Source organism: Micromonospora cabrerizensis (assembly GCF_022230955.1).
In the GTDB taxonomy this organism is placed as follows: Bacteria; Actinomycetota; Actinomycetes; order Mycobacteriales; family Micromonosporaceae; genus Micromonospora; species Micromonospora cabrerizensis.
Genome location: NZ_JAKKFI010000055.1, coordinates 1 through 19,341, shown reverse-complemented (window position 1 = coordinate 19,341; position 19,341 = coordinate 1). Strand labels below are relative to the sequence as shown.

20 protein-coding genes and 1 pseudogene are annotated in these 19,341 nt (G+C 71.6%); 11 read left to right on the top strand and 10 right to left on the bottom strand.

The window, feature by feature from the left end:
• Positions 1–94: 94 nt before the first annotated feature.
• Both LADH09A_RS11500 and LADH09A_RS11495 read right to left on the bottom strand, forming a co-directional pair.
• Positions 95–2,092 (bottom strand): Xaa-Pro dipeptidyl-peptidase, encoded by a 1,998-nt coding sequence (locus tag LADH09A_RS11500; RefSeq protein ID WP_238644874.1) that lies wholly within the window; start codon positions 2,090–2,092, stop codon positions 95–97.
• A 126-nt stretch (positions 2,093–2,218) separates the two neighbouring features.
• Positions 2,219–2,881, bottom strand: coding sequence for a hypothetical protein (locus LADH09A_RS11495; RefSeq protein ID WP_238644873.1), 663 nt, complete (start codon positions 2,879–2,881; stop codon positions 2,219–2,221).
• 429 nt (positions 2,882–3,310) lie between these two features.
• On the opposite strand from LADH09A_RS11495, the gene LADH09A_RS11490 reads away from it, so the two are divergent.
• Positions 3,311–4,273, top strand: coding sequence for an AraC family transcriptional regulator (locus tag LADH09A_RS11490; protein ID WP_238644872.1), 963 nt, complete (start codon positions 3,311–3,313; stop codon positions 4,271–4,273).
• 27 nt (positions 4,274–4,300) lie between these two features.
• On the opposite strand, the gene LADH09A_RS11485 is transcribed toward LADH09A_RS11490, so the two are convergent.
• Entirely contained in the window at positions 4,301–4,696 is a 396-nt protein-coding gene (locus tag LADH09A_RS11485) for a winged helix-turn-helix transcriptional regulator (RefSeq protein WP_238644912.1), read from the bottom strand.
• A gap of 96 nt (positions 4,697–4,792) precedes the next feature.
• On the opposite strand from LADH09A_RS11485, the gene LADH09A_RS11480 reads away from it, so the two are divergent.
• Complete coding sequence (locus LADH09A_RS11480; RefSeq protein ID WP_238644871.1) at positions 4,793–5,650, top strand: NAD(P)H-binding protein; 858 nt, start codon at positions 4,793–4,795, stop codon at positions 5,648–5,650.
• Positions 5,651–5,725: 75 nt separating this feature from the next.
• On the opposite strand, the gene LADH09A_RS11475 is transcribed toward LADH09A_RS11480, so the two are convergent.
• Together LADH09A_RS11475 and LADH09A_RS31895 are read right to left on the bottom strand one after the other, a co-directional pair.
• Positions 5,726–6,085 carry a hypothetical protein gene (locus LADH09A_RS11475; RefSeq protein WP_238644870.1) on the bottom strand — a complete coding sequence of 120 codons (360 nt, stop codon included), beginning with the start codon at positions 6,083–6,085 and terminating at the stop codon, positions 5,726–5,728.
• A gap of 124 nt (positions 6,086–6,209) precedes the next feature.
• Positions 6,210–6,908: a TetR/AcrR family transcriptional regulator gene (locus LADH09A_RS31895; RefSeq protein ID WP_238644869.1), complete on the bottom strand. Its 699-nt coding sequence runs from the start codon at positions 6,906–6,908 to the stop codon at positions 6,210–6,212.
• Between the two features lie 190 nt (positions 6,909–7,098).
• Between LADH09A_RS31895 and LADH09A_RS11465 the strand changes: the two genes are divergently transcribed.
• From LADH09A_RS11465 to LADH09A_RS11445, 5 genes are all read left to right on the top strand, one after another.
• Positions 7,099–8,046: an ion transporter gene (locus LADH09A_RS11465; protein ID WP_238644868.1), complete on the top strand. Its 948-nt coding sequence runs from the start codon at positions 7,099–7,101 to the stop codon at positions 8,044–8,046.
• Positions 8,047–8,122: 76 nt separating this feature from the next.
• Positions 8,123–9,292, top strand: a complete 1,170-nt coding sequence (locus LADH09A_RS11460) for an acyl-CoA dehydrogenase family protein (protein ID WP_238644867.1) — start codon at positions 8,123–8,125, stop codon at positions 9,290–9,292.
• Entirely contained in the window at positions 9,292–10,137 is an 846-nt protein-coding gene (locus LADH09A_RS11455) for a phosphate/phosphite/phosphonate ABC transporter substrate-binding protein (protein ID WP_238644866.1), read from the top strand. Before LADH09A_RS11460 ends, LADH09A_RS11455 begins: the two co-directional genes overlap by 1 nt.
• A complete protein-coding gene (locus LADH09A_RS11450; protein ID WP_238644865.1) occupies positions 10,134–11,345 on the top strand; it encodes a sulfurtransferase TusA family protein in 1,212 nt (403 codons plus the stop codon). The genes LADH09A_RS11455 and LADH09A_RS11450 overlap by 4 nt, the downstream gene beginning before the upstream one ends.
• 37 nt (positions 11,346–11,382) lie before the next feature.
• Positions 11,383–11,736: a TraR/DksA family transcriptional regulator gene (locus tag LADH09A_RS11445; protein WP_238644864.1), complete on the top strand. Its 354-nt coding sequence runs from the start codon at positions 11,383–11,385 to the stop codon at positions 11,734–11,736.
• Between the two features lie 47 nt (positions 11,737–11,783).
• Here LADH09A_RS11445 and LADH09A_RS11440 read toward each other — a convergent pair whose 3' ends face one another.
• Complete coding sequence (locus LADH09A_RS11440; protein ID WP_238644863.1) at positions 11,784–13,178, bottom strand: FAD-dependent oxidoreductase; 1,395 nt, start codon at positions 13,176–13,178, stop codon at positions 11,784–11,786.
• Between the two features lie 45 nt (positions 13,179–13,223).
• Positions 13,224–13,721, bottom strand: a complete 498-nt coding sequence (locus LADH09A_RS11435) for a GNAT family N-acetyltransferase (protein WP_238644862.1) — start codon at positions 13,719–13,721, stop codon at positions 13,224–13,226.
• A 99-nt stretch (positions 13,722–13,820) separates the two neighbouring features.
• Between LADH09A_RS11435 and LADH09A_RS11430 the strand changes: the two genes are divergently transcribed.
• Genes LADH09A_RS11430 through LADH09A_RS11420 form a run of 3 tightly spaced genes read left to right on the top strand, consistent with a single transcriptional unit; the run spans position 13,821 to position 15,682 of the window.
• Positions 13,821–14,186, top strand: a complete 366-nt coding sequence (locus LADH09A_RS11430) for an ArsR/SmtB family transcription factor (protein WP_238644861.1) — start codon at positions 13,821–13,823, stop codon at positions 14,184–14,186.
• Positions 14,183–15,259, top strand: a complete 1,077-nt coding sequence (gene arsB / locus LADH09A_RS11425; protein ID WP_308194537.1) for an ACR3 family arsenite efflux transporter — start codon at positions 14,183–14,185, stop codon at positions 15,257–15,259. Before LADH09A_RS11430 ends, arsB begins: the two co-directional genes overlap by 4 nt.
• Positions 15,260–15,274: 15 nt before the next feature.
• Positions 15,275–15,682: an arsenate reductase ArsC gene (locus LADH09A_RS11420; RefSeq protein ID WP_238644860.1), complete on the top strand. Its 408-nt coding sequence runs from the start codon at positions 15,275–15,277 to the stop codon at positions 15,680–15,682.
• 88 nt (positions 15,683–15,770) lie between these two features.
• Here the strand turns inward: LADH09A_RS11420 and LADH09A_RS11415 are convergent, their stop codons facing one another.
• Both LADH09A_RS11415 and eno read right to left on the bottom strand, forming a co-directional pair.
• A complete protein-coding gene (locus tag LADH09A_RS11415) occupies positions 15,771–16,817 on the bottom strand; it encodes a hypothetical protein (RefSeq protein ID WP_238644859.1) in 1,047 nt (348 codons plus the stop codon).
• Between the two features lie 111 nt (positions 16,818–16,928).
• The gene (eno, locus tag LADH09A_RS11410; RefSeq protein WP_238644858.1) at positions 16,929–18,194 is read right to left on the bottom strand and encodes a phosphopyruvate hydratase; all 1,266 of its coding nucleotides are present in this window, start codon (positions 18,192–18,194) and stop codon (positions 16,929–16,931) included.
• A gap of 118 nt (positions 18,195–18,312) precedes the next feature.
• Here eno and LADH09A_RS11405 point away from each other — a divergent pair, with 118 nt between their 5' ends.
• A complete protein-coding gene (locus LADH09A_RS11405) occupies positions 18,313–19,227 on the top strand; it encodes a MerR family transcriptional regulator (RefSeq protein ID WP_238644857.1) in 915 nt (304 codons plus the stop codon).
• Here the strand turns inward: LADH09A_RS11405 and LADH09A_RS11400 are convergent.
• A pseudogene (locus LADH09A_RS11400) lies at positions 19,224–19,341 on the bottom strand (IS481 family transposase); the annotation flags it as partial. The gene LADH09A_RS11405 and the pseudogene LADH09A_RS11400 sit on opposite strands and share 4 nt — an antisense overlap.

Below are 19,341 nucleotides of genomic sequence, written 5' to 3'. Positions count from 1 at the left end.
ACGATGAACACCCTCCCCCGGCCTGGCCGGGGCAGCAGGGGGTGACACCTCGACCGCGCGTGGTGCCCGATCGCGGCCCCGCCCGGCCGCCCGGTCAGGGCACCTGCCGCCTGTCACCGCCCGTCCGGGCGGCCGACGGGTCGGCGGGCGCGGTGACCACCGGCGGCGCGACGTCCACGGCGGGCAACCCGGCGCGGCCCGCGACCGGAAGGACCAGCTCACTGCGGCCGAGATCGACGCGTACGGTGGCGTCCTGGTCGTCGGTCTCGGTGAACTCCGGGTCGCTCTGCCCGAGGACCAGGCCGAGCACGTGACCTGCGGGCAGCACCGCGTCGTACGCGTTCAGCGGCACGGTCACCGTGTACCAGCGGTCCGGCCGCAGTGGTGTGGTGAACCGTAGCGAGCGGTGGTGCGCGGCGTCGAGCCAGCCCCGGGTCAGCACCGCGTGGTCGGAGACCCCGGTGATCTCCTCGGTGTCCCGGTAGCAGGCGTCGTCGACGTCGGTGGAGGCTCCCCAGCAGGACTCCGTTGCCAGCGTCCGCACGCCCTCCGAGCTGTCGTAGCGGATCCGCTCGGCGGTGCCGTAGTCGACCAGTCGGGCGGTCAGCTCGGCGGTGGGCCGGTCCACCCGCACCCGCAGCCGCACCGATGGGCTGCCGGAGATCCGCAGGGGCGCGGTCAGGGCACCGGAGAGGAAGACCATTCGCCCGGCGGTGGCGGTGTTCGGCTCGGCGACCAACTCGGCCTCGGACAGTGACGCGTCGACGTACGCCTGCTCCCGACCCGGTCGCGCGCCGCGCCCGCCGAGCGTGCCCGTCACGCCGTCGCCCGCGCCGAGGGCGACCCGGACGTCGCGGGTGCCGGGGGCGGGCCAGTCCCGCTCTGTCGTCCAGGTGCCCGGAGCGGTCTCCAGGTCGACCCGTGGCTCGTTCATCACCCCGTTGCGCAGCCCCTGCAACCAGAAGTCGAACCAGCGGTGCAGGGCGGTCACCCACTCGGCGCGCCGGACGTCGAACGGGTCCTCGTGGCCGGCCTGGTAGAGCCAGAGCTTGCGGGGCACGCCCTGGTCGGCCAGCTCCTGCCACCAGCGGGCGAACTGGTTGGTCGTGACGTTCAGGTCGTTGACGCCGTGCGCCACGAAGACGCTGGCCCGGACCCGGTCGGCCGAGGGCCGGTAGTCGCGCCTCGCCCAGAACGCGTTGTGGTCACCGGTCTCCTCGGCGCTGTCCGCGCGCAGCCGGGCCAGAGCGTCCGCGCAGGCTTCGTCGGTGCGGCCGCTGACGTACGAGTGCAGGTAGCCGGGATAGTCGGTGGTCCGCAGGTTCCCCTGGTAGCGCATGTAGTCGTACCAGCTGGAGATCGCCGAGATCGGGACGATCGTGGCCAGCCCCTGCACACCGGTGGCGGCGACCCCGTTGGCGACCGAGCCGTCCCACGACTTGCCGATCATGCCCACCTGGCCGGTGCTCCAGGTGGCGCTGACCGGCTGCCCGTCGGCGGTGTACGCGCGGGCCCGCCCGTTGAGCCAGTCCACCACCGCCCTGGCACTGCCCACCTCGGCCGGGCCACCGACGTCCTCGCAGCCGGTGGAGCGGGCGGTGCCCGCGAGGTCCACGGCGGCGAAGGCGTACCCGCGGGGGACGAAGTAGTTGTCGTAGAACAGCGGGGCCTTGGCGATCACACCGGCGGCGTCGTACGTCTTGAGTTCACTCTCGTTGCCCCGTCCACAGCAGAGGTAGTAGGGCGACGCGTCCATGATGACCGGTACGCGGACCCCTGCGGCTGCGGCCTCCCGGGGCCGGACGAGGTCGACGGCCACCCGGTCGGGCGCACCGTCACCGTCGCTGTCGGCGGAGGTCTGAACCCAGACGCTCTCCCGGATCGCGTCGGCGTAGGAGTAGGCGGGGACCGTCTGGTCGCCCCGGACGTGCGCGGGCACCGGGCGATGCCCGGCCGCCGGCTCCGCCGCAGTGGGGGTGGTGGCCACCGGAGAGGCGGTCACCGGGGTCACCGGTAGTGCCGCGACCAGCAGGCCGACCAGGACGCTGGCGACGCGGGCGCGGATGCTGGCGGACGACGGAGCAGACGTCATCGGTGTCCTCCCGGGGGCGCGATGCGTGGATCACATTCCATCGCATCGATGTCCCCTCTGCCTAGTGCCCGCGCTGTTCCGGTGGCGTGGGGGTCTCCGACGACGGGCGGGCCGGGGGCGTGCTGGTCAGATCCGGGCGCGCGGCAGCCAGCCCAGGAATCGGAGCCGGACCCGGGGCAGCGGCACCGTGGGCAGGTCCTGGGCTGCGGCGACGAGGCAGGAGCCGAGATAGACGGCGAGGGCGGCGCGTGCGCCACCGAACTCGGCGAGCAGTTGGCTCTGCTTCGTGGCGCAGGGCCACTCGCGACCACACCCGGTGCAGGTCCAGCTCGGGGGGTTGGGAAGGTGCTCGGGCAGCTTCGTGCGGCGGTAGCGGCCGACGACGCTGTTGTCCGCGCGCACGTCGCGTCGCCGTTGCGCGGGTCCACCGTTGCGGTGCCCCATCGGGCGGGCACCGGGCAGGTAGCGCCCGACGGTCCCGAAGAGCACCCCGACGCGGATCAGGGCGTCCGGCCCGACGTGGTGGGCCAGCAACGCGGTCATCAGGTAGTGCCCCAGCAGGTCGAAGGCGTCCCGGTTCAGACCCAGGTCACGGCAGAGGTCGACGAAGTCCGGCGTGGTCAGGGGCACCCGGTCGTCGAGTGCGCGGCGTAGCACCTCGCGCAGAGCCCGGCCGAGTCGCTCGACCGCGTCGCCCTCGCCCAGGCCCAGGCTGTCCTCGTCCGCCACCCGGGCCAGCGCCTCGGCCACGGCCAGCCGAACGACGCGGTCAGGATCGGTACTGTCCAACGTTCCTCCCTCCGCAGGCCGGTCGCCCGGCGGTGGCCGGGGTCGTCCGCCAACTCCCGGGGAAATCATGAACAAGATTTCGCTGTCGGCCACGGGGGTGGCTAGGTCAGTAGGCGTAGAACCAATTGGCGCGTTAGTCGGAAAGCGAAGTCGACCTACCGACACATCGCAACGATTGACGGGACGACGAGGCGCGATTGTCGTATGGTGACATTCCCATCGACAGGTATTGCATCCTCACGTCACTCAACGGTCAGGCCAGATCCGACGCCCTCGACCGGTCGCTGCCGTCCCGCTCGCGACGTTCCACCGCACCGCATCGCCGGCCAACGACGTGCCGGGTCACCGCCGAGCATTCCGGCACGTCCCGACCTCGCCGCCGGCACCGTTTCACCAACCGGCGGCACCCGCACCGGACGGAGACAGCGGATGACGTCAACACCAGTGCACAATCACCAGTTCGACAGCCGTGACCCGCTGGCCATCCAGCAACTCCTGTCCACGGTGTACGACACGAAACTGCGCATCCACAGCAGAAGCGAATACCGACTCAGCCATCACCACACGGACGCCGGCCCCCTTGGCATCGCGACCACCCGCCAGAACGGGCATCTCGAGATTGACGCCAGCACACTCGGCGGGTTGGTCGTCGGCAGCGCCCGGACCGCCCGTGGCGATCGTGCCTGTGACGGGTCGGCTGACCGCTTTGCGCCCGGCGACGTCTTCCTCGTCACCAGGCCGGAGGAGCCGTGCCACGTACGGTGGCATCCCGGTGAGGTGGAGCTGTGCGTGCTGGACCTGTCGGTGCTGACGCAGGTGGCCACCACCGCGCCCACACGGCGACCCGGTCGGATCCGGTTCACCGATCTGGCTCCCGTCAGTGGGGCCCTCGCCCGGCAGTGGCGCAACACCACCAGCTTCGTCAGCGACGTCCTGCTGAACAGCCCGACCACCGGGGCGCAACCGCTGGTGATCGGCAACGCCGCGCGGATGCTCGCCGCAGCGGCGCTCATGGTGTTCCCGAACACCGCGTTCACCGAGACGACCGCCGCGGACCGGAACGATGCCAGCACCGCCACGTTGCGGCGGGCGATCGCGTTCGTGGAGGAGCACGCCGACCGGGACATCAGCGCGGCCGACATCGCCAGTGCCGCCGGCGTCTCCCTGCGGGCGGTGCAACTCGCCTTCCGCCGTCATCTCGGCACCACCCCGACCGCCTACCTGCGTCGGATTCGGCTCGACCGCGCCCATCACGACCTGGTCCGCGCCGACCCCCGCCTGGAGACCGTCTCGGCGATCGCCAGTCGCTGGGGGTTCGCCAGCCACAGCAGGTTCACGGCCCGCTACCACGCCAGTTACGGGGTGCCGCCGCGCGAGACGCTGCACGCCTGAGGCGCAACCGTTCGGCCCAGGCCCGGTCTAGCCCCGGCCGTGCTCGTGGGCGTCGCGGGCGGTCTGCACCTCGGGCACCGACGCCTCCAGCAGATCGGCGAGGCCACGAAGCTGCTCGGCGACCCGGGCGCCGAGCGGCGTCAGCGAGTATTCGACGCGCGGTGGGATCGCGGTCAGCACCTCACGGGTGAGCATTCCGTCCCGTTCGAGGGTCTGCAGGGTCTGGGAGAGCATCCGCTCGCTGACCCCGTCGATGCGGCGACGCAGGGCGTTGAACCGGTAGCGCCCCTCACCGAGCGCCAGCAGAGCCAGCGAGGCCCACTTCGAGGTGACGTCCTCGAAGGCCGCACGGGAGGTGCACCCCCGGGCGAAGACATCGCTGACGAATTCCTGGGTAGGCCCCGCCGGATCCTGGGCCGGCATGTCGCTCACCTCACCAGCCTATCCCACGCTGCCCCTTGGTTAGTGCTGTAGATTCGTAAGTGCCTGCTGAAACGTCACTACTCTCCGGAGGTTCCCATGCCCACCTACGCCGTCACCGGTGCCACCGGCCGACTGGGTCGCCTGGTGATCGGGCAGTTGCTCGACACCGGCGTGCCCGCCGCCGACATCGCCGCCATCGTGCGCAGCCCGGAGAAGGCCGCCGACCTGGCCGCGCGCGGAGTCGAGATCCGCACGGCCACCTACGACGACCCGTCGACGCTGCCCGGCGCGGTGGCCGGCGTACGCCGCCTGCTGCTCATCTCCGGCGACACACCCGGTCAGCGCGTCGCCCAGCACACCGCGGTCATCGAGGCCGCCACGCTCGCCGGGGTCGAGCGGCTGATCTACACCAGCATCCTGAAGGCCGACACCACCACGAACCCGCTCGCCCCCGAGCACAAGGCCACCGAGGAGGTCCTCGCCGCCTCCGGTCTGACCTACACCGTGCTGCGCAACAGCTGGTACACCGAGAACTACACCGACCAGCTGCCGCAGTACCTGGGGTCGGGCACGATCCTCGGTGCCACCGGCGGCAGCAAGGTCTCCGCCGCGACCCGGGCCGACTACGCGGCAGCCGCCGTGGCGGCGCTGACCCGCGAGGAGGACGGCAACGCCGTCTACGAACTGGGCGGCACCGCATTCACCTTCGACGAGTTGGCCGAGACGGTCACGGAGGTCACCGGCACCACCGTCGTCCACCGGGACCTGTCCGCCGCCGAGCTGGCCTCGACCCTGGAGAACGTCGGCCTCGACGCGGGCACCGCCGGGTTCGTCGCCGCGCTCGACCACTCGATCGCCATCGGCGAGCTGGCGACCGACAGCGACGACCTCAGCCGGCTGATCGGGCGGCCGAGCACCCCGCTGCGCGACGCCGTCCGGGCCGCGCGCGCCTGACCCGGTCATCGCCCAGGCGGGCGGCGGGCGGGCGGCCACGGGGTCAGGTCGTCCGCCCGACGGGGGTCGCGCCGCCTACTCGCTCTCGTCCTGCTCCTCGGTGAGCTCGGACAACGCGTCGGCCGCGTCCCGGTTGCCCCCGTCGGCGAGACGCCGCAACTCGCCGACATCCGCCCGCTCGGTGGCCAACTCGACGAGCTGGTCAGCCGCGTCCCGGTCGCCCCGGTCGGCGAGACGCCGCAACTCGACCATGTCGCCGAGTTCGGTGGCGAGTTCGACCAGCTGGGCCGCCGCGTCGGCGTTGCCGTTCTCGGCGAGCTGACGCAGCTCCCCCAGATCGCCACGCTCGCCAGCGAGTTCGACAAGCTGATCGACCGCGTCGCGGTCACCGTTCGCGGCCCGCTCCCGCAGTCCGCCAAGATCAGAATCGGACATCGCGCACCTCTCCCCAGCTGACGTGCGACCCCGCCACTCGCCGGCCGGCTCCGCCCACCACCGAAAACTAGACCAGCCGGCACCGGCCCGGCGACGGATCGGCCGACCCCACCTGCCGATCCGCTCAGGCCGCCTCGGCGAGCAGCAGACCGGTCAGCAGGCTGCGCAGGGTCCGCTCGACGAGGTCCGTCCGGGGCGTCGGCGCGGAGGGCTGACCGAAGGCCGCGACCAGGTGTGGGTACGCCGCGAGGTCGAACCCGGCGAAGGTGACGGCCCCGGCCCCGGCCCCGGCCTCGCGGCGGGCGAAGAGGCTCACGACGCCGGTCATCATCGCGATGGCCTCGAACTTGGCGCTGACCGCGCAGGGCACGGGTTCCAGGACCCGGATGCAGTTGTCGAACCAGGCCAGACTCTCGGGGCCGACACCGGAGGCCCGGTGGAACACGTCGAGCAGCCACGGGTGAGCGCCGAACAGCGCCAACTGCCGGCGACCCAACAGCACCATGGTGTCCAACCAGTCGCCCTCCGCCTGCGGGTACGGCCGCAGCTCACCGATGACCCGGTCGGTCATCAGGTCCAGCAGATCGTCGCGCGACGACAGGTACCGGTAGAGGGAGCCGGCGCCGGTGCCCAGCGCGCTGGCGACGGCGCGCATCGACACCGCGGCGAGCCCTTCGGTGTCCGCCAGGGCGACGGCGGCCACCACGATGGCGTCCCGGCTGTGGGCGGGAGCGGGGCCACGGCTGCCACGTTCCGGCCTGCCCCAGATGGGCGGGCGGTCGGGGCCACCGTCACCGGCGCTCACGGGGTGTGCGTCACTCACCGGCCCACTCTAGAGAGCAGCCGCGGTTCGCAGTCTTCGTCGCGCGCGGCGGACACGACGGCCGTACCCCCGAATCATTGATCTTGGATAGGCTGACGGGCATGCGCGCATCCCACCCGCACCGCCACCACGACGGCCGGAGGTGGGCCCGCACCGCGGCCCCGGCGCACCTGTTCGAGCCGGCCGACTGGTGAGTGGGGCACCCGCGCCCGCACAGCGAGGTGAGCCGGCCCCCTCCCCGCACCACCGGTCCGGTTGGGCGGCCCGCTGCGCCCGGCTCGCCCGGTCGCGCCCCTTCGAGATCGTCATCGTCGTGGTCATCCTCGCCAACGGGATCGTCCTCGGCCTGGAGACGTACGACGACCTGAACGGGGCCAGCACGGCACTGCACTGGCTGGAGCTGCTCTTCCGCGCCGTCTTCGTCGTCGAGATCGGTGTCCGGCTGGCGGCCTACGGCAAGCGTCCGCAGGACTTCTTCCGGCACGGCTGGAACGTCTTCGACTTCGTGGTGATCGCGGCCATCTTCATACCGGGCCTACACGGCGACTCGGCACTGCTGCGCGTCGTTCGGGTTGCCCGCGTGGTCCGGCTGGTGCGGTTCTCGCCGGGCCTGCGGACCATCGTCTCCGCGCTGTGGCGCAGCCTGCCGGGCGTCACCGGGTTCCTCGCCCTGGCCGTGGTGACGCTCTACGTGTACGGCATGGCCGGCTGGCTGATCTTCGGCAGCAGGTACCCGGAGCAGTACGGCGACATCGGCAAGTCGCTGCTGACGCTGTTCGTGCTGCTGTCACTGGAGACCCTGCCGGACCTCATCGAGCAGGGCATGGCCATTTCGCCGTGGACGCTGCTCTACTACGTCAGCTACGTGGTCATCACCGTCAACCTGCTGCTCAACATCCTCATCGCGGTCATCGTCAACTCGATGGAGGAGGCACGCCGGCTGGAGATGACCGAACGACTGGCCCCCGACTACGACGAGGACGGCGACGGCGTACCGGACGAGGTGGACCGCATCGCGCTGACCCAGCGGCTGGACGACCTGCGGGCGGTCATCGCCGAGCTGGAGCGGGAGTTGCGGATCGACCGGGAGGACGGGCACGGCCGGCCGCACCGCGACGGCACACGTACCAGACGGTGATCCGACGCTCGCACTGTGTCCTCCAGGTCGGATAGTGTCGGCGGCGGTCCCACCGCTTCGGCCGAAGGGCACCAGCATGACGACCACTGTCGACAACGCCCATCCCACCACCGAGGTCGCGCACACCCTCGGCACCGTCATCGACGACGTGATCCGCCCACAGGCGACGATGGTCGACCGGGAGGGCGCCTTCCCCCGCCAGGGCGTCGACGCTCTCGCCGCGGCCGGCCTGCTGGGCCTGGCCTCCTCGACCGAGGTCGGTGGCGGTGGCCACGGAATGCGGGTGGTCGCCGAGGTGATCGAGGGGCTGGCCGCCGAGTGCGGCTCCACGGCGATGGTGGTGCTCATGCACTACGCCGCGAGCGCCGTCATCGAGGCGCACGGCCCCCGCGAGGTCCGGGCCGGCATCGCGAGCGGCAGGCATCTCACCACGTTGGCGTTCTCCGAGTACGGCTCCCGCAGCCACTTCTGGTCGCCGACCGGCACCGCGACAGCCACCGACGACGGCAGCGTCCGCCTCGACGCCCGCAAGAGCTGGGTCACCTCCGCCGGCGAGGTGGACAGTTACGTCTGGTCGAGCCTTGCGCTGACCCGCGACGCCGGTCCGATGACACTCTGGCTCGTCCCGGCCGGCAGTGCCGGCCTGAGCGTGACCGGCGACTTCGACGGGCTCGGCCTGCGCGGCAACGGCTCCCGGCCGATGACCGCCGACGGGCTCCGGGTCCCGTCGACGGCGATGATGGCGACCGACGGCGCCGGGCTCGACACCGCCCTCGGTGCGGTCCTCCCCTGGTTCCTGGTGCTCAACGCCGCGTTCTGCCTCGGTCTGGCCCAGAGCGCGGTCGCCGAGGCGGGCCGGCATGTCACCGGGACGACGCTCACGCACACCGGCGCCGTCCTGCGCGACGCGCCCGTCACCCGCCGCGACCTCGCCCGACTGATGATCCGCACCGACGCTCTGCACGCCTTCCTGGGCGACACCCTCACCGCTCTGGAGACCGGCCGCGACGACGCGATGCTGCGGGTGCTCCAGGTCAAGGCGCTTGCCGGTGAGACCGTCGCGGACGTGACCGACGGCGCGATGCAGCTCTGTGGCGGCAGCGCGTTCCGCAAGGAGCTGGGCCTTGAGCGCCGCTTCCGGGACTCGCGGGCGGCCCGGGTGATGGCGCCGACCACCGACGCGCTGCACGACTTCGTCGGTCGGGTCGCCACCGGCCTGCCGCTGCTCGACGAGGCCAACCGCTGATGCCGACGCCATCGGTCCTGATGGGTGCTGTCGCGTACGACCCCAAGGTGGTGACCATCTGGGAGGGCTTCCGCGCCTGGCTGCGCGGGCGCGGCCTGGACTTCGACTTCGTCCTCTACTCGCACTACGAGCGGCAGGTCGAGGATCTCGTCGCCGGGCGGATCGACGCGGCATGGAACTCACCCCTGGCCTGGCTGCGCGCGCAGCGACTGGCCCTCGCCAACGGCACGACCGTCCGGGCGCTCACCATGCGCGACACCGACCAGGACCTCACCTCGGTCGTGGTGGTTCGGGCCGACTCGCCGGTGCGACAGCTCACGGACCTGGCCGGAAAGTTGGTCGCGGTCGGGGCGGTGGACAGCCCCCAGGCGACGCTCATCCCGCTGGGCCACCTCGCGGTCTGCGGGGTCGAGGTCGACGTGCGCCGGTTCGATGTCGGCGTCGGCCTGCACGGTGACCACATCGGCGGTGAACGCGACGCGGCCCGCGCCCTGATGGCCGGGGAGGTCGACGCCGCCTGCATGATCGACGCCAACCACCTGGCGTTCGTGCAGGAGGGCACACTGACACCCGACGGCACCCGGATCGTCGCGCAGACCGCACCGTACGACCACTGCAACATGACGGTCCGCGAGCCGGAGTCCGCCGGGGTCCAGCTCTTCGGCACGCTGCTGCTCGGCATGTCGTACGCCGACGCGCAGGTGCGTCCGCTGCTCGACCTGGAGGGCCTGAGAGCCTGGAAGGACGGGCGCACCACGGGGTACGACGCCCTGGCCGGGGCGGTGGACGCCACCGGCTTCTACTCCCCCGACGGGCGGGTGACGGCCACGGACTACCGGCCGTGAGCGCGGCACCTGTCACCGAACTCGACCTGGCTGAGCTGGGCTTCGGTAGGGGCGCGCACCTGCTGGTGCAGCGTGCCCTGGCCGGTCTGCCGCCGGGCGGCCGGTTGGCGGTCTCCGGCCGCGACCCGGCGTTGCGCGTACACCTGCCCGCCTGGTGTCGGGCCCGGGGCCATCGGGTCGAGGCGCCGGAGCCGGGCGACCGGACCGGGGTGGTGGCGGTGGTGGTGCGGGGCACGGCGGACGACGACCGCTGGTTCGGCGCGGAGCGGGCCGGGCCCGCCCTCCCGACGGCACTCAGCAGCCGCCCGCCTGCGCGCTGGGGGCTCGGCGCCCGGGGCGCGCTGCTCGAGGCCGGTGGCCCCGAGGCCCGGTTCGACCTGGACGACCGCGACCTGGTGTGGGCCGATGTCGCTCCCCACCTCTACGCGCAGGCGGCGGCGCGGCAGTGGGACCCGCAGACCGCGGTGCCGTGGGACGACCCGTTCGCGCTGCCGTCGGACGTCGAGGCCGCGGTGGTGCAGGTGATGACGTACCTGGTCGAGAACGAGCAGGCCGCCCTCGTCGTGCCGGCCCGGTTCGTCGGGCGGATCCACCCGCACTTCCGTGAGGTGGTGCAGCTCCTCGCCGTGCAGATGGCCGACGAGGCCCGGCACATGGAGGTGTTCAGCCGACGGGCGCTGCTGCGCGGCGCCGAGTTGGGCACGTCGTCGGCCGGCGGCCGACAGTCGCTCTTCACGCTCGTCGCGGAGTCCGACTTCGCGCTGGCCTCGTTCCTGCTCTCGGTGCTGGGTGAGGGCAGCTTCGTCGATCTGCTCTCGTTCCTGCACCAGAACGCACCGGACCCGGTGACCCGCCGGATCTGCTGGCTCGCCATGCAGGACGAGCGCCGGCACGTGGTGTTCGGCATGGCGCACCTGGAGCATCAGGCGCGGCTGGACCCGCTGCTGCGCGACCGGCTCCGGGCGGCCATCCACCGCCGCCACGACGCGCTCGTCGACACGGCGGGCCTCAACGCGGACGTCTTCGACGCGCTGGTGGTGCTCGCGGCCGGCGGCTGGCATCCCGACGACGTGTCCGCCGGCTTCGACCGGGTGCAGGCACTGCAACACGCCATGGATCAGGGCCGCCAGCGCCGACTGGTCCGCCTGGGTTTCCGGCCCGACGAGGCGGCGGCGCTGTCCGCCCTGCACACCCGCAACTTCATGTGAGCGACCAGGCTCGTTGCCCGGGTACGGTGGAGTGGCCATGGACAGCAACTCCGGCGCGGTCCGCGAGGAACTCCTGCGGTTGCGCGAGCAGACCGAGGCGCAGGTCGCTGCCCTGGACGCTGACCTTCGGAGCCTCTTCGAGGCCTCCCGGTCGTCGAACGCCGACGACGAACACGACCCCGAGGGCTCCACGATCGCCTTCGAACGCGCGCAGCTCACCGCCGTCCTGGACGCGGCCCGCCGACGCCTGGCCGAGTTGGACAACGCGCTGCGGCGGGTCGACGACGGCAGTTACGGCGTGTGCGAACGGTGTGCCCGTCCCATTCCCGCCGAGCGGCTGGTCGCCCGGCCGTCGGCGCGTACCTGTGTGGCCTGCGCCAGCAGACGGTGACGGTGCCCGTCGACCGCGAGGGTTGCGGGCACCGTCGTACCCGGTGATCAGCTCGCGCAACAACCTCCGGCGGGCGCGGCGTCGAGGACGACGAGGCTGAGCGGCGCGGACAGCGGCCCACCGGCGATGCCGGTGCTCAGACCACGCCCCGTCGGCTCCGGCCCGCAGCAGGTGTCGCCGCTCGCCGAATCGGCGGGGTTACTGGTGCAGACGCCGGTCGCGGGCAGGTCGAGCTGGACCTCGCGGGCGGCGGCCCAGTCCCCGGCGAGGGCGGCCACGACCGAGCGGACCTGCTCGTAGCCGGTGGCCATGAGGAACGTCGGAGCCCGGCCGTAGGACTTCATGCCGACGGCGTAGTAGCCGCTCTCCGGGTGGGCGAGTTCGTCCACGCCATGCGGAGGAACGGTGCCGCAGGAGTGCTCGTTGGGGTCGATCAGCGGGGCCAGGGCGCGGGTGACACCCATGATCGGGTCCAGGTCCAGCCGCAGTTCGGCGGCGATGGTGTGGTCGGGGCGGAAGCCGGTGGCGGCGACCACGCGGTCGACGGTGATCGACTCGGTGGTGCCGTCGGCGTCCCGCACGACCACGCTCACGCGGCCGTCCTCCGCGGTGAGCGCGTGCACGGAGAACCCGGTGAGCAGCCGGATCCGGCCGGCGTCGACGTGTGCGCGCAGGCGCGAACCGAGCGCGCCTCGCGCCGGGAGGGCGTCGGCCGCCCCGCCACCGTAGGTACGTGTCGGCGAGGCGGTCCGGATGGCCCAGGTCACCTCGGTTCCGGGCTCGACGGCGGACATCTCGGCCAGGGACAGCAGGGTGTTCGCGGCCGAGTGGCCGGCGCCGACCACGAGGGTGTGCCGGCCGACGAACCGGGCCCGGTCGGCGCCGAGCACGTCGGGCAACGCGTGCTCCAGATGGGCGGTCGAGTCGGTTTCTCCCCTCGCGGGCAGGCCGGACGCGCCGAGGACGTTCGGCGTACCCCAGGTGCCGGAGGCGTCGATGACGGCGCGGGCGAACAACTCGTCGCCGTCGGCGAGGCGGAGCAGGAACGGTGCGGTGTCGCGTCCGACGGTGCGCAGCCGGTCGAGGCCGAGGCGGCTGATCGCCTCGACCCGCGCCCCGTAGCGCACGTGCGGCCTGAGCTGCGGCAACTCCGTGAGGGGCTGGAGGTAGTCGCCGACCAGTTCCGCGCCGGTGGGCAGGGCCTCCGGGTCGGGGGCGACCCAGCCGGCCTGGTCGAGGAGCCGGCGGGCGGCCGGATCGATGTCGTACCGCCACGGTGAGAAGACGCGCACATGCCCCCACTGCCGTACGGCGGCCCCGGGGGTGTCGCCCGCTTCCAGGACGACGAAGGGCAGGCCGCGCTCGTGCAGGTGCGCGGCGGCGGCGAGACCGGTCGGGCCGGCGCCGATGACGACGACGGGAAGGCCGTCCAGAGCGTTCATCCGTTGACTCCTCGATGACAGGGCCCGCCTGAGGGCGCGGGATCGTCAGGTGATGGTGGGGCTGCGACGTTCGAGCAGGACGACGTCACGCCAGCGGTCGTGGTGGCGTCCGACCCGCTCGCGTACGCCGATGACGCGGAAACCGGCCCGCGAGTGCAGCGCCAGGCTGGCGGTGTTCTCCGGGAAGACTCCGGACTGGATCGTCCAGATGCCGGCGGCCTCGGTGGAGGTGATCAGAGCGTCCAGCAGCAGTCGGGCGATGCCACGGCCCTGGGCGGCCGGGTCCACGTAGACGGAGTGTTCGACCACACCGGCGTAGACCGCGCGGGTCGAGGTGGGCGAGACCGCGATCCAGCCCAGGACGGTGCCGTCGCGGTCGACGGCCACGAAGCGGTGCCCGGTCGACCGCGCGGCGTCGAAGGCCGCCCAGGTCGGGGCGGTGATCTCGAAACTGGCGTTGCCGGCGTCGAGGCCGGCCTGGTAGATCGCCAGGACCCGGTCGGCGTCGGCCTCGGTCATAGGCCGCACGGTGAGGTCAGCCATTCAAGGGTTTCCTTCCCGAGTGAGATGGCGACGACGCTGTCTCGACGTTTGTCGAAACAGACAGTTGCACGCTGATTAGATAGATGTCAACCTAGAGCAATGTCTAATCAAGCGGCGCCGACGGTCTGCTGCCCCTCGCTGACCGAGCGACGCGTGCCAGCCGAGGCCGCCGCGGTGCTCGCGCCCGCGTTCAAGGCCCTCGGCGACCCGGTACGACTGCAACTGCTGTCGATGATCGCCTCCGCCGAGAGCGGGGAGATCTGCGTCTGCGATCTGACCCCCGCGTTCGACCTGACCGGGCCCACCATCTCGCACCACCTCAGGACGCTGCGGGAGGCCGGGCTCGTCGACGCCGAACGCCGGGGCACCTGGGTCTACTACCGCGCCCGGCCGGCCATCCTGCGCCAGCTCGCCGCACTGCTCACCGTCACCCCCGCCGAGGCCGATGGGCGGGACTGCTCGTGACCAGCACCGTCCAGAGCGACCCGCCCGAGAGCGCCGTGGCCGGTCGCCTCTCCCGACTCGACCAGTTCCTGCCGGTCTGGATCGGGCTGGCGATGGTCGCGGGCCTGCTCCTCGGTCGCCTGGTCCCCGGTCTGGACAGCGCCCTGGAAGCGGTGACGGTCGGCGGAATCTCGCTACCCATCGCGGTCGGCTTGCTGATCATGATGTACCCGGTGCTCGCGAAGGTCCGCTACGACCGGCTCGACACCGTCACCGGTGACCGCCGACTGCTGATCTCCTCGCTGGTGCTCAACTGGCTCGTCGGCCCCGCCGTGATGTTCGCCCTGGCCTGGATCTTCCTGGCCGACCAGCCCGCGTACCGCACCGGCCTGATCATCGTCGGCCTGGCCCGCTGCATCGCCATGGTCATCATCTGGAACGACCTCGCCTGCGGTGACCGGGAGGCCGCCGCCGTCCTGGTCGCGCTCAACTCCGTCTTCCAGGTCGTCGCCTTCGGCCTGCTCGGCTGGTTCTACCTCTCGGTGCTCCCCCGGTGGCTGGGGTTGTCCGGCGCCGAGTTGACGATCTCGGCCTGGGACATCGCCCGCAACGTGCTCATCTTCCTCGGCATCCCGCTGCTCGCCGGCTACCTCACCCGCCGGCTCGGCGAGCGTGCCAGGGGCCGCACCTGGTACGAGGCACGCTTCCTGCCCAGGATCGGCCCGGCCGCGCTCTACGGGTTGCTGTTCACGATCGTGATCCTGTTCGCGCTACAGGGCGACGCGATCACCAGCCGCCCCCTGGACGTCGTCCGCATCGCGCTGCCCCTGCTGGTCTACTTCGCCCTCATGTGGGCCGGCTCCTACGCTCTCGGCCGCGCCATCGGTCTCGGCTACGAGCGCACCACCACCCTGGCCTTCACCGCGGCCGGCAACAACTTCGAACTCGCCATCGCCGTCGCGATCGGCACCTTCGGCGTCGCCTCCGGTCAGGCTCTCGCCGGGGTCGTCGGCCCGCTGATCGAGGTGCCCGTCCTGGTCGGGCTCGTCTACGTGTCCCTGTTGGCGCGCCGCCGTTTCTTCCCCGCCCCTTGATGGAGAGGCACCACCGTGAGTGACAAGCCCAGCGTCCTGTTCGTCTGCGTCCACAACGCCGGCCGTTCCCAGATGGCCGCCGGCTGGCTGCGCCACCTCGCCGGCGACACCGTCGAGGTCCGCTCGGCCGGCTCCGCGCCGGCCGAGACGGTCAACCCCGCCGCCGTCGCCGCCATGCGGGAGGTCGGCATCGACATCACCGACCAGACCCCCAAGATTCTGGAGTACGCGACCGCGGAGTCCTCCGACATCATCGTGACGATGGGCTGCGGCGACGCCTGCCCGGTCTTTCCCGGTAAGCGGTACGAGGACTGGCAGCTGGAAGACCCCGCCGGCAGGGGAGTCGAGGCCGTCCGTCCGATTCGCGACGAGATCCGTGCCCGGGTGGAGAAGCTCCTCGGCGAGCTGCGCCCCACCGCCTGACCGCACCGCCGGTGATCGGGAGGCGGCGGTTTCGACCTCCTCCCCGATCACCGGCAGCTTCACGCGGAGGCACTCGCCGTGCGTTCCGCTACCGCCGCGTTTCAGCGGGCACGACGGTGATGACCTTTGTCCGGGTCGCACTATCGTCGATGAAGGGGTCATTTGGCCAGTAGCTGGCGTGCAGGTACCCCGTCTGGGAGGGTGCGAGGTCGAGTGCGAAACGCCCCTTGGCATCGGTGTTCGCGGGTCCGTACTGGTTGTAGCAGCCGTTGTCGTCGCACAGGATGAACAGGATCGCGAAAACCTGGTTGGGGAGCGGGGCCCAGCCGGACGGAGTGAGCCAGGACAGCTGGCCGCTGACCCGGACGGTCTCACCCGCGACGACGCGGGTGCGTTCCACCGCCGCGGTGACGCGCGTCTGCCGGGGATTGATCGGCAGCTCGAAGCGAGCCTCGTCGGAATACTCGAAGTGGAGTCGGTCGGGCGAGTACCGCACCACCACCTCCGACTTCTCAGCCAGGCCGTAGGCGTACAGGGTGACGGTCCCGGTGAACGAGCCGTCGGCCGTCGTCTGCACCGCGGGGAAGTTGTAGGCGGCGTTGATCTCGACGGGGAAGTCGGCGAGCGGACGGACTTCGCCGGTGCCGGGCCACCGGCCCTTGAGCACACCGCGCACGGTCACCTCACGGTGGTCGTAGTCGATGGCGGTGCGGTCGACGGTGACACCCTCCAAGAAGGGGACGACGCGGTACTGGAGCCACCCGGCCCGCTCCTGTCGTACGTGGTTGCCCTCGACGTCGGTGACCTCGACGTGCACCTCGTAGTCACCGAGCTCGTCGAGGATCAGGGGAGTAGAGGTCGCCCACGTGGTGGCGTCGGACGTTTCTGAGTCGAGTACGAAGTCCGAGGTTTGGATGACCGGAGCCCCGGTGTCCTCGGTGACGAGCTCGGCGCGAATCTCGGCGACCGGCTGCGTCGAGGTGATGGAGACGAACAGCCGGCCCCGATCACTCGCCGACGAACTGTAGGCGCCGTTGACCCGTAGGAGGTCGGCTGCCTGGGCAGGCGCCGGCGACGCGGTGACGACCAGGGCCGCGCTGAGCACGCAGGCAGCCAGAACTGACCTTCTCTTCATGGAACCCCCGTTGAAAGCCCGTCAGATCGACGGAAGTGAACCCCCAGTTATAGAGACCCGGACGTCGTCATGCAATCGACGCGGAGTGACAAGGGCGCCGAGGTCGTGCTGTCAGCGGCTCCCGGCGTAGATTGCGCGCTCGCCCAACTCCTCCTCGATGCGGATGAGCTGGTTGTACTTGGCGGTGCGGTCCGAGCGCGACAGCGAACCGGTCTTGATCTGCCCGCAGCCGGCGCCCACGGCCAGGTCGGCGATGGTGGTGTCCTCGGTCTCCCCGGAGCGGTGTGACATCACCACCCGGTATCCCGCCTTGTGGGCGGCCTCCACCGTCGCGAGGGTCTCGGTGAGCGTGCCGATCTGGTTGACCTTGACGAGGATCGCGTTGGCGTAACCGCCCTCGATCCCGTCGCGCAGCCGGTCGACGTCGGTGCAGAAGACGTCGTCGCCGACCAACTGCACCCGCTCCCCCGCCAACGCGGTCAGCCGCTTCCAGCCGGCGATGTCGTCCTCGGCCATCGGGTCCTCGACCGAGCTGATCGGGTACCGGGAGACGAGGTCGAGCAGGTAGTCGACGTGCTCCTCGACCGTGCGTGCGCGCCCCTCCCCTGCGTAGTCGTAGACGCCGTCGCGGAAGAACTCCGAGCTGGCCGGATCGAGGCACATCGTGATGTCGGTGCCGGGCTCGTAGCCGGTGTCCTCGATGGCGCGCAGCACGAAACGCAGAGCCTCGTCGGCATCCGTGAAGTTCGGCGCGAAGCCGCCCTCGTCCCCGACGTTGGTGCTGTGCCCGGCCGCCGCCAGGGACGCCCGGAGGGTGTGGAAGACCTCCGAGCCCATCCGGACCGCCTCGGCGAACGTCCGCGCGCCGACCGGAGCGATCATGAATTCCTGGAAGTCGAGCGGGTTGTCGGCGTGTGCGCCGCCGTTGACGATGTTCATCATCGGCACCGGCAGCAGGCGGGCCCCGACGCCACCGACGTATCGGTAGAGCGGCTGCCGGTGCGCCAGCGCCGCCGCCTTCGCCGCCGCCAGGGACACCGCGAGGATCGCGTTGGCGCCCAGTCGACCCTTGTCCAACGATCCGTCGAGCGCGATCATCGTCTCGTCGATCAGGGCCTGGTCCTCCGCGTCGAGCCCGGTCACCGCGTCGGCGATCTCACCGTTCACCGCGCCGACCGCCGTCGTGACGCCCTTGCCGTGGAAGCGCGTACGGTCCCCGTCGCGCAGCTCGACAGCCTCGTTCGCCCCCGTCGACGCGCCGGACGGGACGGCGGCCCGGCCGGTCGACCCGTCCGCGAGGACCACGTCGGCCTCCACGGTCGGGTTGCCCCTGCTGTCGAGAATCTGCCGACCCCGTACCCGACTGATTGCCGTCATCACACACTCCCTGCTCACGATGCCTTTTCGCCGCCAGACTGGCAGGAAACGGCGGCCCTGGCACCGCGACGATGGACACGTTGACCCGTACCCCAGGGTGCGGGTTTAGGGTCGCGGGATGCGGGTGGGTGAGCTGGCGCGACGGACCGGGACGACGGTGCGGGCCTTGCGGTACTACGAGTCGGCCGGGCTGGTCGTGCCCCGGAGGCTCGGCAACGGCTACCGGGAGTACGACGCGATCGCGGTGCGGCTGGTGGCACAGATCCGCGAGTTGATGGCGCTCGGCCTCACCGTGGAGGAGACGCGCCCGTTCGTCGAGTCGATCGCCGGTGGCGCCGACGACGCCGACGTGTGCGCGGCGGCGGTGGCCACGTACCGCAGCACCATCACCGGCCTCCAGGAGCGGATCGGCAAACTGACCGCCCAGCGGGACGCCCTGGACGCCCGCCTCGACGCGGCCGCGACCCAGGTCGTGCCCGGCAGCGCGGCGGTCGGCACCGACCCCGCCACGCTGGTCGGCACCCGCCTGCCACCCCTGTTCTTCTACGGCACCGACGGTCGCCCGGTCGATCTCGGGGCGCTCGGCGACGGACGCACCGTCATCTTCGTGTACCCCCTGACCGGGCGGCCGGGCGTCGACCTGCCCAACGGGCTGCTCGAGGTCCATGGCGCCCGGGGCAGCACCGAGCAGGCCGCCTGGTTCCGCGACCACCACGCGGAACTCCGCGCGGCCGGCGCCGCCCGGGTGTACGGGCTTTCGGCGCAGTCGACCGGGTACCAGCGGGAACTCGCGCACCGGCTGCGGCTGCCCTACCCGCTGATTCCCGACCCGAGGCTGACGCTGGCCGACGCGCTGCGTCTGCCGACCCGCACGGCCAGCGACATGACGCTCTACGAGCGGTTGACGCTGATCATCGCCGACGGCGCTGTCGAACACGTCTTCCACCCGATCCCGGACCCGGCGTCGCACCCCCTGCACGTGATGCGGTGGCTCACCAAGCGACGCCAGGCCCCCGGATCGGTCGCCGCCTAGATGTACTGACCCGTGAGGTTGGGGACGCGGCTGGCGGGTGGTAGGCCGTTGAGTGCGGTGTGTCCGCGGTGGTGATTGTAGGAGTGGATCCAGCCGGGGAGGGCTTGTCGGCGT

Excerpts from the sequence above, each read along its gene's own strand:
- LADH09A_RS11500 (WP_238644874.1), bottom strand. The coding sequence starts at position 2,092 with ATGACGTCTGCTCCGTCGTCCGCCAGCATCCGCGCCCGCGTCGCCAGC.
- LADH09A_RS11490 (WP_238644872.1), top strand. The coding sequence starts at position 3,311 with ATGACGTCAACACCAGTGCACAATCACCAGTTCGACAGCCGTGACCCG.
- LADH09A_RS11485 (WP_238644912.1), bottom strand. The coding sequence starts at position 4,696 with ATGCCGGCCCAGGATCCGGCGGGGCCTACCCAGGAATTCGTCAGCGAT.
- LADH09A_RS11480 (WP_238644871.1), top strand. The coding sequence starts at position 4,793 with ATGCCCACCTACGCCGTCACCGGTGCCACCGGCCGACTGGGTCGCCTG.
- LADH09A_RS11475 (WP_238644870.1), bottom strand. The coding sequence starts at position 6,085 with ATGTCCGATTCTGATCTTGGCGGACTGCGGGAGCGGGCCGCGAACGGT.
- LADH09A_RS11460 (WP_238644867.1), top strand. The coding sequence starts at position 8,123 with ATGACGACCACTGTCGACAACGCCCATCCCACCACCGAGGTCGCGCAC.
- LADH09A_RS11455 (WP_238644866.1), top strand. The coding sequence starts at position 9,292 with ATGCCGACGCCATCGGTCCTGATGGGTGCTGTCGCGTACGACCCCAAG.
- LADH09A_RS11445 (WP_238644864.1), top strand. The coding sequence starts at position 11,383 with ATGGACAGCAACTCCGGCGCGGTCCGCGAGGAACTCCTGCGGTTGCGC.
- LADH09A_RS11440 (WP_238644863.1), bottom strand. The coding sequence starts at position 13,178 with ATGAACGCTCTGGACGGCCTTCCCGTCGTCGTCATCGGCGCCGGCCCG.
- LADH09A_RS11435 (WP_238644862.1), bottom strand. The coding sequence starts at position 13,721 with ATGGCTGACCTCACCGTGCGGCCTATGACCGAGGCCGACGCCGACCGG.
- LADH09A_RS11430 (WP_238644861.1), top strand. The coding sequence starts at position 13,821 with ATGTCTAATCAAGCGGCGCCGACGGTCTGCTGCCCCTCGCTGACCGAG.
- LADH09A_RS11415 (WP_238644859.1), bottom strand. The coding sequence starts at position 16,817 with ATGAAGAGAAGGTCAGTTCTGGCTGCCTGCGTGCTCAGCGCGGCCCTG.
- eno (WP_238644858.1), bottom strand. The coding sequence starts at position 18,194 with ATGACGGCAATCAGTCGGGTACGGGGTCGGCAGATTCTCGACAGCAGG.
- LADH09A_RS11405 (WP_238644857.1), top strand. The coding sequence starts at position 18,313 with ATGCGGGTGGGTGAGCTGGCGCGACGGACCGGGACGACGGTGCGGGCC.